This is a genomic window from Salinicola sp. MIT1003 (assembly GCF_001858555.1).
Classification (GTDB): domain Bacteria; phylum Pseudomonadota; class Gammaproteobacteria; order Pseudomonadales; family Halomonadaceae; genus Salinicola; species Salinicola salarius.
In genome coordinates this window covers 66362-82279 of sequence record NZ_MCAP01000003.1, presented here as the reverse complement: position 1 = coordinate 82279, position 15918 = coordinate 66362, and the positions used below count along the sequence as shown (strand labels likewise).

The window sequence follows — 15918 nt, the reverse complement described above, 5'->3', positions numbered from 1 at the left end:
AGATGAAGTTTTCCGAAGCGTGGCTGCGCGAATGGGTTTCACCGGCGCTCGATACGCAGGCCCTGGCAGACGCCATTACCATGGCGGGCCTGGAAGTCGATGCCGTCGAGCCGGTCGGTGCCATTTTTCAGGGCGTTATCGTGGCCGAGGTCGTCGCCAAATCTCAGCATCCCGATGCGGACAAGCTCAATGTCTGCCAGGTCGATGACGGTTCCGGGGAGCCGGTTCAGGTCGTCTGCGGTGCGCCTAACGTCGATATCGGCCAGAAGGTGCCTTTCGCGCGTGTCGGTGCAGTGCTTCCCGAGAATTTCAAGATCAAGAAAGCCAAGCTGCGTGGGGTCGAATCTCGCGGGATGATCTGTTCTGCCTCCGAACTCGACCTGGAAGAAGGGCGCTCGGAGGGAATTTATGTCTTGCCGCAAGACGCACCTGTCGGTGAGGATTTCCGGACCTGGTTGCAACTGGATGACCACACCATCGAGGTGGACCTGACCCCAAATCGCGGCGACTGCCTCAGCCTGCGGGGCATGGCGCGGGAAGTCGGTTGCGTGACCGGAACACAGGTCGTCGAACCGAGCATCGCCCCGGTCGAGGCGCGCCATGATGCGCAGTTCCCGGTCGCTGTGAGTGACGAAGAGCGGTGCCCGCGCTACCTGGGCCGTATCATTCGTGATGTCGACGTCACGGCGAGTACGCCATTGTGGATGCAGGAGCGCCTGCGTCGCAGCGGGATTCGCAGCATCGATCCGGCGGTCGATGTGACCAACTATGTCATGCTCGAACTGGGGCAGCCGATGCATGCCTTCGATCTCGATGCCTTGAAGGGCGGGATCGAAGTCCGTCGGGCGAATGCCGATGAGCGTCTTACGCTGCTGGACGGCCAGGAAGTGGTGTTGAACGAGGATACGCTCGTCATCGCCGACCAGGATCGTGCGCTGGCCATCGCGGGTGTGATGGGAGGCGAGGCGACCGGGGTGACCGGCGAGACGCGTAATCTGTTTTTGGAAGCCGCTTACTTTTCACCGATTGCGGTGGCTGGCAAGGCGCGCGATTTCGGGCTGCATACGGATGCTTCGCACCGTTTCGAGCGCGGCGTGGATCCGGAGATCACGCGTCCAGCCATGGAGCGGGCCACCGAGTTGTTGATTGCCATCGTTGGAGGTTCTCCTGGTCCCATTACCGAGGTAATGCAGCCGGCGCACCTGCCTCGGCGTCCGGATGTCGAGCTTCGCCGTGAGCGGCTGTCCGCTTGCCTGGGCGTTCGTCTGTCCGACGAGGAGATCCAACGCATCTTTCAGTCGCTGGGAATGGCCAGCACGGCGGCGGATCGGAGCTGGCATGTGCAGATCCCGAGCTGGCGTTTCGATGTCTCCATCGAAGAGGATCTGATCGAGGAAGTTGCTCGTATTCACGGTTATAACCGGCTGCCGGTACGTCGCCCGCAGGCGCGTCTCGGCCTGACGACAGACGACGAGGCGTCTCTGCCGCTGCGACATCTGCGTCGCCACATGGTTTCTCGCGGCTATCAGGAGGCCGTGACCTACAGTTTCGTATCGCCGGATCTCCAGGCGTTGATCACGCCGGACGCAGTTTCGCCGGCGCTGGCCAACCCGATCTCCAGCGACATGTCGGTGATGCGGCATAGCCTCTTTCCGGGGTTGATCAAGGCGCTGATGCATAATCTCAACCGTCAGCAGCACCGCGTGCGGCTGTTCGAGGCCGGGCTGGTTTTCCAGGGCGAGCTGGACGAACTGGTTCAGACGCCGATGTTCGGTGGCCTGATTTGCGGCTCCCGAGACGTGGAAGGCTGGTCTGCCCATCGTGACTCGGTCGATTTCTACGATCTGAAGGGCGATCTCGAAAGCTTGGTCGCGTTGGGGGGAAAGGCCGATGAATGGACTTTCGTTGCCGCAACGCACCCCGCGCTGCATCCGGGGCGTTCTGCACAGCTCTGCCGTGATGGCAAGGTCGTCGGATGGTTGGGGGCCTTGCATCCCGGCATCCGTGCCCAGCTCGATATCAAGCCCGAGGTTTACGTCTTCGAAGTGGAGCAGGCAGCGCTGACCCAGGGAGCGATACCGCAATTCAAGCCGCTGTCCCGGTATCCCGAGGTGCGTCGGGATCTGGCGTTCGTGGTCAAGGAAGAGGTCGAGATTGCGCCGCTGGTTGATGCCATTCGGAGTCGGGCCGGTGACTGGTTGACGCAGTGGCAGCTATTCGACGTGTATCAGGGCAAAGGAGTGGACGATGGTGACAAGAGCGTCGCCCTGGGCTTGACCTGGCAGCATCCTTCGCGCACTCTCAACGATGAAGAAATCAATCAGTTGATTGCAGACGTGGTGGAAGTCGCGCAAGTGCGCTTCGGTGCCAAACTGCGAAGTTGATCTGTCATCCTGCGCGAAGGGAGCGATCATGGGAGCGCTGACGAAAGCTGAGCTTGCGGAGCATCTTCACGCCGAACTGGGTTTCTCCAAGCGGGAGGCCAAGTACATGGTGGAAACGTTCTTCGAGGAAATTCGCGGTTGTCTGCGCGAGAATGAGCAGGTGAAGCTGTCCGGATTCGGCAACTTCGATTTGCGGGACAAGCGGGAGCGGCCCGGACGTAATCCCAAGACGGGAGAGGAGATTCCGATCTCCGCTCGGCGAGTCGTTACTTTCCGCCCTGGCCAGAAGCTCAAGGCCAAAGTGGAAAGCTTTGACGGCGAGCTGCAAGAGGACTGAGCCGCGCCCGTGCCCCATCGACCGCCTGCCAGTGAAAACTGGCGGGCGGTTGTGTTTGGGGCCTTGCCGCGTGAGACCCAAGGGCGAGCTGTGCTAAGCTCCCGCGCAAATCCATCGCTGACCGAGTGTTATGCCCAAGCTGAAAATTTTCGTCGGCACCGTTTATGGTGGTGCACTGGATGTCGCGGAACAGGTTTCGCCGTTATTCGAGCAGGCGGGTTACGACGTGTCCGTCATCGAACAGCCGAGTGTGAATGACCTGACCGAAGACATGCCGGATCTGGCGTTGTTCTGCGTCTCTACCACGGGGAGCGGCGACTTTCCTGGCGACTTCGTCCCTTTCGTGCGTGAATTGAAGTCGCAGCCGCCGAGTCTCGCTGCTCTGCGCTATGGTCTGATCGCCTTGGGGGACAGCTCCTATGGCGACACTTTCTGCGGTTCCGGTAGGGCGCTGGACGAGCTGCTTGCCGACCTGGGTGGGCGACGTCTGGGCGAACGTCTCGAAATCGATGCAATGGAAACTTTCATGGCAGATGATGCTGCCGTTCCCTGGGTGGAAGCATGGATAGAATCCGAAGGCCTCGCGACGTGACGGAGCCGCAGTCATCGGCTGCGGCCAGAACGTTGACGGCCACGCGCTGGAGTACGCTGTTGGGCCTGTGGCTGGTCATGCTGGTATCGCTGCCCCGTTACTGGTTGCAGCACGATACGACGCGCCTGGCCCTGCTCGCGATTCTGATGGTCGCGATCGTCGTGGCATTGATCGGATTCTGGCGACTGATGGCCTCGGCACAGCGGGAGCGTTGTCCCGCCGCGATCAAGCATCTGGGTGGATGTCTGTTGATCGGTTGCCTGTTGATTGGCGCCTGGCACTGGGCGGACGTGGCGGCCGATCATTGGGCGGTCATCCTGTCGCAAGGCGCGGCACTGGGTCTGCTGCTCCATGTGGTCGTTCGAATCTGGCGGCGTCGTCACTGAGAACCGGATTGATCGAGCCAAGTTTGATTGATGCTAGACCCGTCTGCCTGATACATGCGTGAAGTTCAACAGGAGTTCTTGCTCTAGACTTCTCGATCAACGAAGACGGCGGGCCAATTGGCCCGCCGTCTTCGTCTCCAAGATCCACCGTTTCCGACTTCCAAACGCCGCGCTTTGCGTCAGCGGCCCAGCGAATCGTTGCGCTTAGCCAAGGGTGTAGCAGGGCACGTATTCTTTGCCGGGCAGCTTCATGCGGCCCTGGGCGACGAATGACGTCAACAGTGCATCCAGGCGGGACATCAGTTCAGGCTCTGCATGCAGCCGAAAGGGGCCACGGGCTGCGATGGCGCGGATGCCGGGTTCCTTGACGTTGCCGGCAACGATTCCCGAGAACGCGCGACGCAGATTGGCGGCCAGGATGTGGTTGGGCTGGTCATGGTGAAGCGCCAGTGCTGCCATGGCCTCGTGAGTCGGCTCGAAGGGCTCCTGGAATCCGCGCTCGATATTCAGCCGCCAGTTGAAGTAGAACGCATCGTTCTGTTGGCGACGGAATTCGGCGACTTCCTGGATGCCGTCACGCATCAGGCGAGACACCGTGACCGGATCGTCTACCACGATACGATAATATCGGCCCACGTCTTCCCCCAGGGTATAACGCAGGAATTCGTCGATACGCTGGAAATAGGCCCGCGCGCTTTCCGGCCCGGTAAAGATGACCGGGAAAGGGATGTCGCGGTTCTTCGGGTGCATCAGAATGCCGAGCAGATAGAGGATCTCTTCCGCCGTGCCCACACCGCCCGGGAATACCACGATGCCATGGCCGATACGCACGAAAGCTTCGAGACGTTTCTCGATGTCCGGCATGATGACCAGTTCATTGACGATCGGGTTGGGCGATTCGGCGGCAATGATGCCGGGTTCGGATATGCCCAGGTAGCGGCTGTCCTTGCGACGCTGCTTGGCGTGGGCGAGGTTGGCGCCCTTCATCGGGCCTTTCATGGCCCCCGGGCCGCAGCCGGTGCAGATATCCAGCCCGCGCAGGCCCATGTGGTAACCCACGGCCTTGGTGTAGTCATACTCTTCGCGGGTGATCGAGTGCCCGCCCCAGCACACCACCATGCTTGGTTCCTGGGCCGTGCGCAGGGTGCTGGCGTTACGCAGGATGTGAAAGACGGCGTTGGTCGATCCCTCGTTGGTTTCCAGGTCGAACTTGGGATTGTTCTGGATCTCGTTGTAGACGTAGACGATGTCTCTCAGCACTGCGGAGAGCTGTTCCCGCACGCCGCGAATCATGCGTCCGTCGACGAACGCGCAGGCCGGGGCATTGGAGAGCTTGAGTCGGATACCGCGATCCTGCTGCAGAACCTCGATGTCGAAATCCTGATAGGCTTCCATCACCGCCAGGCCATCGTCGGTGGGCGTGTCGCAATTGAGAATCGCCAGCGCGCAGCGTCTGACCAGATCGTGAAGGCCGCTCGTCGACGTGTCCCGCAGTCGATTGACTTCGGATTGAGACAGCACCTCGAGACTACCCTCGGGGGAAACGATGGTTGATAGCGTCTCAGGCATGGACGGCATCCTCATGGAAGTAGATATCGGTCATTCAAAGAGCGGCGCGTGCGGCGGCGGTCTGCCAGAGAGAGGCGATCTGCTCTTGATCGGCTTCGCTCATGTTGTCCTGGGCGAACGTGCTCTCCAGCCACTGCCAGTAGGTCGCATCGAAATCTTCGGCCTCGACTTCAGCCGGATCGTATTCGGCCATTTCCTGTACCAGGCCGATTTGCGGAATCATGTAGCCTAGGGCGAAAAGCTCGCTGTCATCGGCATTTTCTTCCATCACGAGTAGCGTTTGCTGCACGGCCTTGGCGCGCTGCGCAAAGGGATCAGACATAGGGTTCTTCAATCCTGAGTGGGAGCTTGCCAATGCTAACATGAGCGGCTGGTCGTCGCAGTGGGGCTGGGTGTGTCGGGGGCGGCTGGCAAACAGTGCTACGTGTCGACGACCGTGGTCGGGCAGTGGTTGAGGTGGTTAACAGGTGCGGTTTTTCCTATAAATTGGTATGATTGGAAAGTTCATATCTGACAACTAGGCGTTATCGAAATGCGGTCTGCGGCGCATTCCGGGTCGAAGCGCTTTAACTGCCGTACAGCTTGAGTGGTTCGAATTCCCATGTTCAACGCCCAGTATTTCCGTACTTACATGATGCTCGTCGAGACGGGTAGCTTTACCCAGACCGCGCGCAAACTCGACATGACCCAGCCAGGCGTCAGCCAGCATGTGCGCAAGCTCGAGGAGTATCTCGGACGCTCCCTGCTCAATCGTCACGGCCGCCGTTTCTCGTTGACCGATCCCGGCCGTCGGGCCTACGACTATGCGGTCAAGCTGTTTGCCGAGCACGAACATTTCCGCCATTCGCTGGATGACGACTCTCCGGACAGCGGCGAGTGTCGGATCGCCTCTCCGGGTAGCGTCGGCCTGATGTTCTATCCGTTCCTGTTGGGTTATCAGCAGATGCATCCCGGGTTGACGGTCAACTACAGTTTTGCGTTCAACCATGAAATTGCCCATGACGTGGTGGCGGGGCGCTACGACGTTGGCATCGTCACCGAAATCAGCAAGCAGCCCGATCTGACCTTCGAGGCCTGGCACCAGGAGCCCCTGTGTCTGGTGGTTCCGGCGGATTTCACGGGAACCACTTTCAGTGAGCTGCTGGCGTTGGGGTTCGTCAATTACAACGATGGCAATACCAATGCGAGTCTCCTGCTGCGGAGCAACTTCGGCAGCGAATTTCGCAGCATGAGCCATTTCCCGCGCCAGGGTTTCACCAACGAAGTGGGCCAGGTGCTGGATGCGGTGGCCCGTGGGCTGGGATTCACGGTGGTTTCCCGGCCCGTACTGGAAACCTCGCCATGGCAGCGCCAGGTCAAGGAGATGACATTGTCGCAGCCGGTCTACGAGACACTGCACCTGGTATCGCGGACGGATGTCGAGCTGCCCAAACGCTATCGCCAGTTGCTGGAGTCGTTTCGCCAGCAGCGTCTCAATGCTCTCTACGGCTACAGTGATCTTCCCACGCTGGAAACGACGGGAAGCGAAGAGGTCTGATAGCTGCGGCGCGCTCACTCGGTGCGTCGTCTACCGGATATTCGTTGGATCGAGAATGGCCGCTCATCGAGCGGCCGTTCTGGTTTTTGCTAATGCAGCGTCAATCTATGACGCATCGCGGTAGGCATCGATCGGCGGGCAGCTGCAGATCAGGTTGCGGTCGCCGAAGACGTTGTCGACACGATTGACGGCCGGCCAGTACTTGGCATCGCGCACGGCTTCCGTGGGGAAGACCGCCCGCTCGCGGGAGTAGGGGCGCTCCCAGCTCTCCTCGGTGATATCCGCCATGGTATGGGGCGCCATCACCAGCGGGTTCGAATCCTTCGGCCATTCGCCGGACTCGACTCGCGCGATCTCTTCACGGATGGCGATCATGGCATCGCAGAAGCGATCGAGCTCGTAGCGGGATTCGGATTCGGTCGGCTCGACCATCAGTGTCCCGGCAACCGGGAAGGACATCGTCGGGGCGTGGAAGCCGTAGTCCATCAGGCGCTTGGCGATATCCTCTTCGCTGATACCCGACGTCGCCTTGAGCGGACGCATGTCGAGAATGCACTCGTGAGCGACCGTGCCATTGGCGGCCTGGTAGAGCACCGGATAGTGCGGCGCCAGCCGCTTGGCGATGTAGTTGGCATTGAGGATGGCCAACTCGGTCGCTTCGCGCAGACCACGAGCGCCCATCATCTTGATGTACGCCCAGGAGATTGGCAGGATCGAAGCGCTGCCGAAAGCGGCAGCCGAGACGGCGCCCGAGTCCTTCTCGATCCCTTCCTGCGGGGTCACGACGTGATTGGGCAAATGGGGGGCCAGATGCCCCTTGACGCCGATCGGACCCATGCCCGGGCCGCCGCCGCCATGCGGAATGCAGAACGTCTTGTGCAGATTGAGGTGCGAGACGTCGCCGCCATAGTCCCCGGGGCGGCACAGGCCGACCTGGGCGTTCATGTTGGCTCCGTCGATGTAGACCTGGCCGCCGTTGTCGTGAATGAGCTGACAGGCCTGGCGGATATTCTCCTCGAACACGCCATGGGTCGAGGGATAGGTCAGCATGATCGCGGAGAGATTGTCGCGGTGCCGGGTAGCCTTGGCCTCGAGATCGGCCATGTCGATGTTGCCGTCCCGATCGCATTCGACGACGACGACTTTCATCTGCGCCATCGCGGCAGAAGCGGGGTTGGTGCCATGCGCCGAGCTGGGAATCAGGCAGATATCGCGATGACCTTCGCCGATGGCGGCCTGGTAGCGGCGAATGGCGACCAGCCCGGCGTACTCACCCTGGGCGCCGGAGTTCGGCTGCATCGAGATGCTGTCGTAGCCGGTGATCTCGATCAGGAAATCGCTGAGCTCGGTGATCATCTGGCGGTAGCCGGACGTCTGTTCGCTGGGCGCGAACGGATGAATGTTGGCGAATTCCGGCCAGGTGATCGGAATCATTTCGCTGGTGGCGTTCAGCTTCATGGTGCATGAACCCAGCGGGATCATCGCGTGCGTGAGCGACAGGTCGCGATTTTCCAGCCGCTTGAGATAGCGCAGCATTTCGGTCTCGCTGCGGAAACGCTGGAAATTGGGATGCTGGAGAAACTCGCTGTCGCGACGGTAGGCGGTCGGAATCCCGCTGGCGCCGCGCTCGACGGCCTCCCGGTCGAGCTCGCTCACCGACAAACCATGCTCTTCGCCGATCAGCACGTCGAACAGTGCCGCCAGGTCGGCGGCGGTGGTGGTTTCGTTGAGACTCACGCCGACCTCGCCGTCGGCGGGGTAACGAAGATTGATCTCGTGGGTCAGGGCGCGTCCCTGGATGCGATGACTGTCCACGCCGGTCAATGTCAGAGTATCGAACCAGCTGTCGTGCTTGAGGGTGATGCCATGGCGTTCGAGACCCGACGCCAGCAGCGTGGTCAGGCGGTGAATGCGGCCGGCGATGGTGCGGAGACCCTCGGCACCATGGTAGACGGCGTAGAAGCCCGCGATGTTCGCCAGCAGCGCCTGCGCGGTACAGATGTTGGACGTGGCCTTTTCGCGGCGGATGTGCTGCTCGCGTGTCTGCATCGCCATACGCAGCGCCGGGCGTCCACGGCTATCCTTGGAGACACCGATGACGCGGCCCGGCAGCGAACGCTTGAGCGCCTCGCTGGTTGCAAAGAAGGCTGCATGTGGGCCGCCGTAGCCCATGGGGACGCCGAACCGCTGGGAATTGCCCAGCACGATATCGACACCCATGGCGCCTGGCTCCTTGAGCATGACCAGGCTCATCAGATCCGCCGCCACGCAGGTCATGATCTGGCGCGAGCGCGCCTCGGCAACGATGCCTTCGATGTCACCGATATCGCCGTCGACACCCGGGTATTGCAGCAGGGCGCCGAACACGTCTTCCTCGGCGAGCCGGGGCGCAGGGGCCACGACCAGTTCGAAGCCCAGGTAGGCCGCGCGCGTGCGCAGGACGTCCAGGGTCTGCGGCAGCACGTTGTCCGCCACGAAGAAGCGCTGGCTCTTGTGCTTCTTGTTCGCACGCCGGCACAGCGCCATCGCCTCGGCAGCCGCCGTCGCTTCATCGAGCAGCGAGGCGTTGGCGATGGCCATGCCGGTCAGGTCCATTACCATCTGCTGGAAGTTGAGCAGCCCTTCGAGACGCCCCTGGGCAATTTCCGGCTGGTAGGGTGTATAGGCAGTATACCAGCCCGGGTTCTCCAGCACGTTGCGCTGGATCACCGCCGGGAGATGCGTCGGATAGTAGCCTTGGCCGATGTAACTCTTGAACACCTTGTTCTGCCGTGCCAGACCCCGCAGATAGTCCAGCGCCTCTGATTCTCCGCGCGGACCATCCAGGTCCAGATCGCCTTCGAGACGAATCCCCTTGGGTATGGTTCGATCGATCAGTGTCTTCAGCGATGGCATATCGAGCGTCTTGAGCATCTCGCTGATATCGCTGGGCGCAGGACCATTGTGGCGCTGAAGAAAGTCGGCGTGATTGGCCAGGTCGGTTAACGGTCGAGTCTCGGTGGGCATGATCTATCCGGCGAGGTTGGCAGGGAAGGGAAATCGACCGCTCGATGGCTCGCCACCGAACGGTCACGGCTTGAGGGCATGGAGGAGAATGATCAGCTGTCCTGATCTTCCTCGGCGGCGACCAGACCGGAGTAGGCCTCGGCCGACATCAGCGATTCCAGATCGCTCTGGTCCGCCAGTTGCAGCTTGAGTATCCATCCTTCGCCATAAGGGGAGTCGTTGACGGTCTCGGGACTGTCCTCCAGTGCTTCGTTGACCTCGACGACTTCACCCGCCAGCGGCGAGTAGAGGTCGGACGCGGCCTTGACCGACTCGATGACGCCGAATTCGTCGCCCGCATCCAGTTCGCGGCCCGCTTCCGGCAATTCGACGAAGACCACGTCACCCAGTGCTTCCTGAGCGTGATCGGTAATGCCGACGGTCACCGTACCATCGCCGTTGTCCAGCACCCATTCGTGGCTGTCGGTATAGAGCAGGTTGTTGGGGATTTCGCTCATGAAGGTTTCCTATACGAAACAATTTTCGAGTCAGGTAATTTTGGTGGGCATTATGCCTCAATGTGGCGTCGATTGGCATAGCCCCACATGCTTCCCGCTCAAGGAACAGGAATCGCGCTACTAGATTGAGCCCAGATCCGGGAAACGTCCAGTCTCGTAAGGAGGGTTTCCGTCCCTCGTGGCGTGGCTGCGCACTTTCGATGCAGGGGCTCCGGCCAGTCATCGGTGCCAGGAAGCGCCATCGGAAGATGGTGTCGGAAATTTGACGGCCTGGCGCTTTCCCTCGAAGCCGGGAGCACGTGTTTCTTATTGGAAACAAAAGAGGCTTTTCGCTAAGGTAGCCAACGACACGCCGAGGCCCATGCAGAGGGGTAAAGGCTTTGGGATCATTGTGGATGCGTAGTGGAATCCTCTATCGTTGCCACGTTTTGGCCATCCATGAGCGTTCGTGGCTATTGCGGCACGCTCTGGCCTGTTCGACAGCGACAACAACCCAATAAATGGAGTTCGACGTGGATCAACTCACTACGATTTTCAGCGCTATCAACGGCGTGGTCTGGGGCCCGCTGATGCTGATTCTGCTGTTCGGGGTCGGTATCTACCTGCAACTGGGGCTCAAGTTGATGCCCATCCGCAAGCTTGGGCTCGGTTTCAGTTTGCTATGGAGCGGCCGCCGCAGCGAGGCCGACAGCCACAACGACGGCGAGATATCACCGTTCAATGCGCTGATGACGGCGCTTTCGGCCACGATAGGGACAGGGAATATTGCCGGTGTGGCCACGGCCATCGCGCTCGGCGGCCCGGGGGCAGTGTTCTGGATGTGGCTGACTGCGCTGGTCGGCATGGCAACGAAATTCGCCGAAGCCGTGCTGGCAGTTCGGTATCGGCAGACGGATTCCCGGGGTGATCACGTCGGCGGGCCGATGTATTACATCCGTAACGGGCTGGGCAAGCGCTGGGCGTGGCTGGGCGGGATGTTCGCTTTCTTTGGTGCCGTGGCGGCTTTCGGTATCGGTAATACCGTGCAGGCCAATTCCGTCGCGGATGCATTGACGACGTCCTTCGGCGTGCCTGCCTGGCTGACCGGAGTCATCATCATGGTGCTCGCCGGTGCGGTCATTCTGGGGGGAATCAAGCGTATTTCCAGTGTTGCCGGCAAGCTGGTGCCATTGATGGCCGTGGCCTACTTCGCCGCCGGCATCGTCGTGCTGATCATCAATGCCGATCAGATCGGTAACGCCCTGGGCACGATTTTCGCGCACGCGTTCCAGCCCATCGCGGCCAGTGGCGGTTTCGCCGGCGCTGCGGTCGCAGCCGCCATCCGCTTCGGTGTGGCGCGGGGGATCTTTTCCAACGAGGCCGGTCTGGGTAGTGCGCCGATCGCGCATGCGGCCGCGCAGACGCGTAATCCGGTCCGTCAGGGGCTGATCGCCATGCTGGGCACGTTCATCGATACGCTGGTCGTGTGCACGATGACCGCGCTGGTCATTCTGACTTCGGTACACTGGCTGGACGGCGAAAGCGGCGCGGCATTGACCTCGCTGTCTTTCGATAGCGCGCTGCCGGGTATCGGCCAGCATATCGTCGCGATCGCGCTGTCGATATTCGCCTTCACGACGATCCTGGGCTGGTCGTTCTACGGCGAGAAGTGTTTTCAGTACCTGTTCGGCGACCGGGCGATTCTGCTCTATCGGATTCTGTTCGTGCTGGCGGTGCCAGTTGGCGCCATGGCAAAGCTGGATTTCATCTGGCTGGTGGCGGACACCTTCAATGCGATGATGGCGATCCCGAACCTGATCGCTCTGGCGCTGTTGTCCCCGGTCGTATTCAAGCTGACTCGCGATCACTTCGCCGGCAAGACCGTTCTGCCGGGAGAGGCGCTGGAAGGCCGTGATCGATAAGCATGACTTTTCTCTCTGCGCTTAACTGGAGACTTCGATGTCTACTATGAAACAGACCCCGCTGTTCGCGCTGCATCAAGAGCTCGGTGGCAAGATGGTGCCGTTCGCCGGCTACAGCATGCCCGTGCAGTATCCGCTGGGCGTCAAGAAGGAGCACGAGCACACGCGTCGGGCCTGTGGTCTGTTCGACGTCTCTCACATGGGCCAGGTGAGAGTGACCGGGCCTTCCCCCGCCGCGGCGATGGAAACCCTGGTGACCGCCGATGTCGTGGGGCTGGCCGAAGGCGGGCAGCGCTACGCCCTGTTCACCAACAGCGAAGGCGGCATCCTGGACGACCTGATGATCGTCAATCATGGCGATTCGCTGTACGTGGTTGTCAACGCGGCGTGCAAGGATCAGGACGTTGCGCTGATGCGCACCGGCCTCGGTACCGGCCATGACGTGGAAGTTCTGGATCGGGGCTTGTTGGCCGTGCAAGGCCCGCAGGCTCGCGACGTCATGCAGCGTCTCTGCCCGGCTGCCTGCGAACTGGTGTTCATGCAGCATGGCCGTTTCGAGGTGATGGGTCATGAGCTATGGATCAGTCGCAGCGGGTACACCGGTGAGGACGGGTTCGAGATTTCGGTACCGGCGGAGGCCACCGAAGCGCTGGCGCGCTGGTTCCTCGATCAGCCGGAAGTCGAGCCGATCGGCCTCGGAGCGCGGGATTCGTTGCGTCTCGAGGCCGGCCTCTGCCTCTACGGTCACGATATCGACACCACGACTACGCCCGTCGAGGCGAGCCTCTCCTGGGCCGTGGGCAAGCCGCGCCGGGTTGGCGGCGAGCGGGAGGCCGGTTTCCCCGGGGCCGATATGGTGCTGCATCAACTGCAAGCCAAGGACCACCGTCGCCGTCGCGTCGGATTGATCGGCGAGGGCCGGGCGCCAGTGCGGGAGGGTGCCAAACTGTTCGACGCGGATGACCGCGAGGTCGGACAGGTCACGTCGGGAAGCTTCGGGCCCAGCATCGGGGCGCCGGTCGCCATGGCCTACGTAGCGATCGAGGCGGCCGAGAAAGGCACGACACTCTATGCCGATGTCCGTGGCAAGCGGTTGCCGATGACCATCAGCGCGATGCCATTCGTGCCGGCCAATTACTATCGCGGATAATCGACGCAGGACTCGAAGCCGTCGAGTTCTATTTATACCGTTATCTTCCTTCGCCTCCCCAAATCAGGGAGGCGTTTTTGTTTCCAGGCAGAGGTGCTGAAGCTGGAAAGGGTGGAGACGCTAAAGAATCCGTCGGAAAGTGAGATTGATACGAACGCCGTCGATCGCTCGCGGGGCTAATGCGTGTTGCCACCTGGCCTGGGCGCCGGGCCCCATCAGTAACAGGCTGCCGTGGGGCAACCAGACGTTGAAGGCGCGGCGAGGTGTGGCCGTCTTCTCCCGAAAACGAAGAGGACGCTCGCTACCCAGCGACACCGAGGCCACGATCGGATCCTCGCCGAGTTCCGGCTCATCGTCGCTATGCCAGCCCATGCGCTGCTCGCCGTTGGCGTAGCGATTCAGCAGCACGCTATTGAAACCGGCCGACGGCATCTCGTGGGCCTGCAATAGCTGCTGAACCCGATCCTTAAGCTTTTCGATCTGCGAATGCCACGGCTGTGGCTGGAACGCACGCCCGGAGTAGCGATAGTGCGCATCATGGTCGCCCATCCAGCATTGGGAGCGCGGAATGACGTGCCGGCGTCCGTAAAGTTGAAGGGTTGGGGAGGTCCATTCGATTTGATGATCGAGCGCGAGACAGAGCCGGGAAGCCTCTTCTTCGTCGAGAAAATTCGGTAGCAGAGCCAGCATCGGCGACTCTTCGATGCGTTGCCAATCGTTGCTGTCCGGCTCGGACATGGCAGCGTTACCCGCCCCAGAAGAACAGGGCGGCCAGGCCGCTGCCCCAGGCCAGAGCGAATCCCAGCAGCGCCCCCACGATGACGTCGCTGACATAGTGCAGACCCAGCACCACGCGCGAGATCGCGATCAGGACGGCAAGCGGAATCACGATCGGCAGTAGCTGCGGAGTACTCGCGGCGGTCAGACAGCTGAACATCACCGCGTGCAGGGTGTGGCCGCTGGGGAAGCTGTAACGGTCGACCGGCGGCATCGTGCAGCGGATCGTATCGAAGGTGATGTAGGGGCGTTCCCGGCACAGCTGGGTCTTGAGCAGGCGATACACGAGAGCGGCAACGCTGGCCGTCAGCCCCCAGTGCGCCGCGATCAGCCATCCCTCCCGGCCCAGCAGGAGGGGTTGCAGCAGGGCGACTGCGACCCAGGCCGGCCAGTCGCCGAGACGGCTGACCAGACGGAATAGCCAGAGGGTCGGCGCGAGGCGAGAGAATTCCGCCAGCCAGTGGCTGAGCCGGCTCTCGGCGCGATCCAGCTGTTCAAACCTGAGACGTTGAGTGCGTGGCGGCATGCTGTGTTCCCTGGACCTGAATGAGATGGGCAAGAAAACGGTCGCCGATATGGGCCCAGCTCAGCCCCGAAGCGCGCTGGCGTGCCTGGCGACCCAGGCGGGCGTAGAGAGCGGGCTGCTGGCAAAGCTCGCTCGCTGCCTGGATGAAGCCATCGCGATCGTCCGGCGAGACCAGCCGCCCATCGACGTCATCGGTGATCAACTCCTTCGCTGCGGCATGATCGAATGCCACGACGGCGAGTCCGCTCGCCATCGCCTCTGGCACTACATTGCCGAAGGTTTCCGAGAGCGAAGGAAAGATGAACATGTCCGCGCTGGCGTAATGGCGCGCCAAGGCTTCTCCTTTCTGGAAGCCCGTGAACACGGCGTCGGGCAGTCGCTGGGCAATGCTCCTGCGAGCAGGGCCGTCGCCCACCAGCACTTGTACCAGCGACGGGTTGGCCCGCTGCATGGCCGCCATGGTGGTGGCCAGCAGTTCGATATTCTTCTCGCTGGCGAGCCGGCCGACATAAAGCGCCACCGGATCGTGCGGGCTGGCGCCCCATTGGCGTCTCAGTTCCGCATCCCGCCGTGAGGGTTGATAGCGCTCGGCGTCCACCCCCCGCGCCAGCACCGAGACGCGCCGGTAGCCATTATCCTCCAGGGCCTGACGCTGTGCCGACGTGGGCACCAGCGTCGCGTCGCAGCGATTGTGGAAGTATCGCAGACCGCGGCGGGCAATCGGAATGCTCCAGCCGAGGTGGTAATTACTGGCGTACTGATCGAAATTGGTGTGGAACCCGCTGACGACCGGTATCTGCAAGTGCCTTGCCGCATTCAAGGCTGACCAGCCGAGAGGACCTTCGGTGGCGATGTAGATGGCGTCGGGACGTTCCTGGCGCCAGAGCCGCACCAGCCGACGTCGGCACGGCCAGCCGACATGGACGTCGGCATAGATCGGTAGCGAAACGCCGCGGACGTGAACATCTCTTTCCGCCAGGGCATCACGCTCGCCACCCGCCGGATCGGGTCGGATCAGTTGCAGCGTGACGCCTTTGGAGACCAGGTGGCTGGCAAGTTGGCTCAGGGTGTGAGCGACGCCGTTGACCTCCGGCGCCCAGGTTTCACTGACCAGGGCTATGCGCATTTTGATGACTCCTTCCACGCCAGCGAAGCTGTCTGGATTCCCGACTCGCCGCCAACCGTAATCGATCTGGTTGTCGATCCTGCGGGGTACCGATGACGCCAATGTGTCAAGGTGATGACGAATGCATGAC

The 15918-nt window shown here is 61.6% G+C and carries 14 protein-coding genes; 7 read left to right on the top strand and 7 right to left on the bottom strand.

Translation table 11 applies throughout. The features are described from left to right. Positions 1–2: 2 nt before the first annotated feature. The 4 genes from pheT to BC443_RS01560 all read left to right on the top strand — a co-directional run bounded on the left by pheT (position 3) and on the right by BC443_RS01560 (position 3699). Positions 3–2384 (top strand): phenylalanine--tRNA ligase subunit beta, encoded by a 2382-nt coding sequence (gene pheT, locus BC443_RS01575; RefSeq protein WP_071230085.1) that lies wholly within the window; start codon positions 3–5, stop codon positions 2382–2384. A gap of 28 nt (positions 2385–2412) precedes the next feature. Further along, a complete protein-coding gene (gene ihfA / locus BC443_RS01570; protein WP_071230084.1) occupies positions 2413–2721 on the top strand; it encodes an integration host factor subunit alpha in 309 nt (102 codons plus the stop codon). Between the two features lie 130 nt (positions 2722–2851). After that, on the top strand, positions 2852–3313 hold the full coding sequence (locus BC443_RS01565; protein WP_071230083.1) for a flavodoxin domain-containing protein: 462 nt from the start codon (positions 2852–2854) through the stop codon (positions 3311–3313). Next, positions 3283–3699 (top strand): hypothetical protein, encoded by a 417-nt coding sequence (locus tag BC443_RS01560; RefSeq protein WP_139284223.1) that lies wholly within the window; start codon positions 3283–3285, stop codon positions 3697–3699. The genes BC443_RS01565 and BC443_RS01560 overlap by 31 nt, the downstream gene beginning before the upstream one ends. A gap of 204 nt (positions 3700–3903) precedes the next feature. Here the strand turns inward: BC443_RS01560 and ppnN are convergent, their stop codons facing one another. After that, a complete protein-coding gene (gene ppnN, locus BC443_RS01555) occupies positions 3904–5268 on the bottom strand; it encodes a nucleotide 5'-monophosphate nucleosidase PpnN (protein ID WP_110632827.1) in 1365 nt (454 codons plus the stop codon). A gap of 34 nt (positions 5269–5302) precedes the next feature. Then, positions 5303–5632, bottom strand: coding sequence for a YfcL family protein (locus BC443_RS01550; protein ID WP_083387148.1), 330 nt, complete (start codon positions 5630–5632; stop codon positions 5303–5305). A 237-nt stretch (positions 5633–5869) separates the two neighbouring features. Here BC443_RS01550 and BC443_RS01545 point away from each other — a divergent pair, with 237 nt between their 5' ends. Continuing rightward, complete coding sequence (locus BC443_RS01545) at positions 5870–6805, top strand: LysR family transcriptional regulator (protein ID WP_071230080.1); 936 nt, start codon at positions 5870–5872, stop codon at positions 6803–6805. 105 nt (positions 6806–6910) lie between these two features. On the opposite strand, the gene gcvP is transcribed toward BC443_RS01545, so the two are convergent. Beyond that, positions 6911–9811, bottom strand: coding sequence for an aminomethyl-transferring glycine dehydrogenase (gene gcvP / locus BC443_RS01540; RefSeq protein WP_071230079.1), 2901 nt, complete (start codon positions 9809–9811; stop codon positions 6911–6913). Between the two features lie 92 nt (positions 9812–9903). Continuing rightward, a complete protein-coding gene (gcvH, locus tag BC443_RS01535) occupies positions 9904–10308 on the bottom strand; it encodes a glycine cleavage system protein GcvH (protein WP_071230078.1) in 405 nt (134 codons plus the stop codon). A gap of 512 nt (positions 10309–10820) precedes the next feature. Here gcvH and BC443_RS01530 point away from each other — a divergent pair. Both BC443_RS01530 and gcvT read left to right on the top strand, forming a co-directional pair. Next, complete coding sequence (locus tag BC443_RS01530) at positions 10821–12209, top strand: sodium:alanine symporter family protein (protein WP_071230120.1); 1389 nt, start codon at positions 10821–10823, stop codon at positions 12207–12209. A 37-nt stretch (positions 12210–12246) separates the two neighbouring features. Further along, complete coding sequence (gene gcvT / locus BC443_RS01525) at positions 12247–13359, top strand: glycine cleavage system aminomethyltransferase GcvT (protein ID WP_071230077.1); 1113 nt, start codon at positions 12247–12249, stop codon at positions 13357–13359. A gap of 120 nt (positions 13360–13479) precedes the next feature. On the opposite strand, the gene BC443_RS01520 is transcribed toward gcvT, so the two are convergent. From BC443_RS01520 to BC443_RS01510, 3 genes are read right to left on the bottom strand one after another with little or no spacing between them, the layout of a single operon-like run. After that, positions 13480–14097, bottom strand: a complete 618-nt coding sequence (locus BC443_RS01520; RefSeq protein WP_071230076.1) for an alpha-ketoglutarate-dependent dioxygenase AlkB — start codon at positions 14095–14097, stop codon at positions 13480–13482. 7 nt (positions 14098–14104) lie between these two features. Next, positions 14105–14662 (bottom strand): phosphatase PAP2 family protein, encoded by a 558-nt coding sequence (locus tag BC443_RS01515; protein ID WP_071230075.1) that lies wholly within the window; start codon positions 14660–14662, stop codon positions 14105–14107. After that, positions 14631–15788, bottom strand: a complete 1158-nt coding sequence (locus BC443_RS01510; RefSeq protein ID WP_071230074.1) for a glycosyltransferase family 1 protein — start codon at positions 15786–15788, stop codon at positions 14631–14633. Before BC443_RS01510 ends, BC443_RS01515 begins: the two co-directional genes overlap by 32 nt. Positions 15789–15918: the final 130 nt, after the last annotated feature.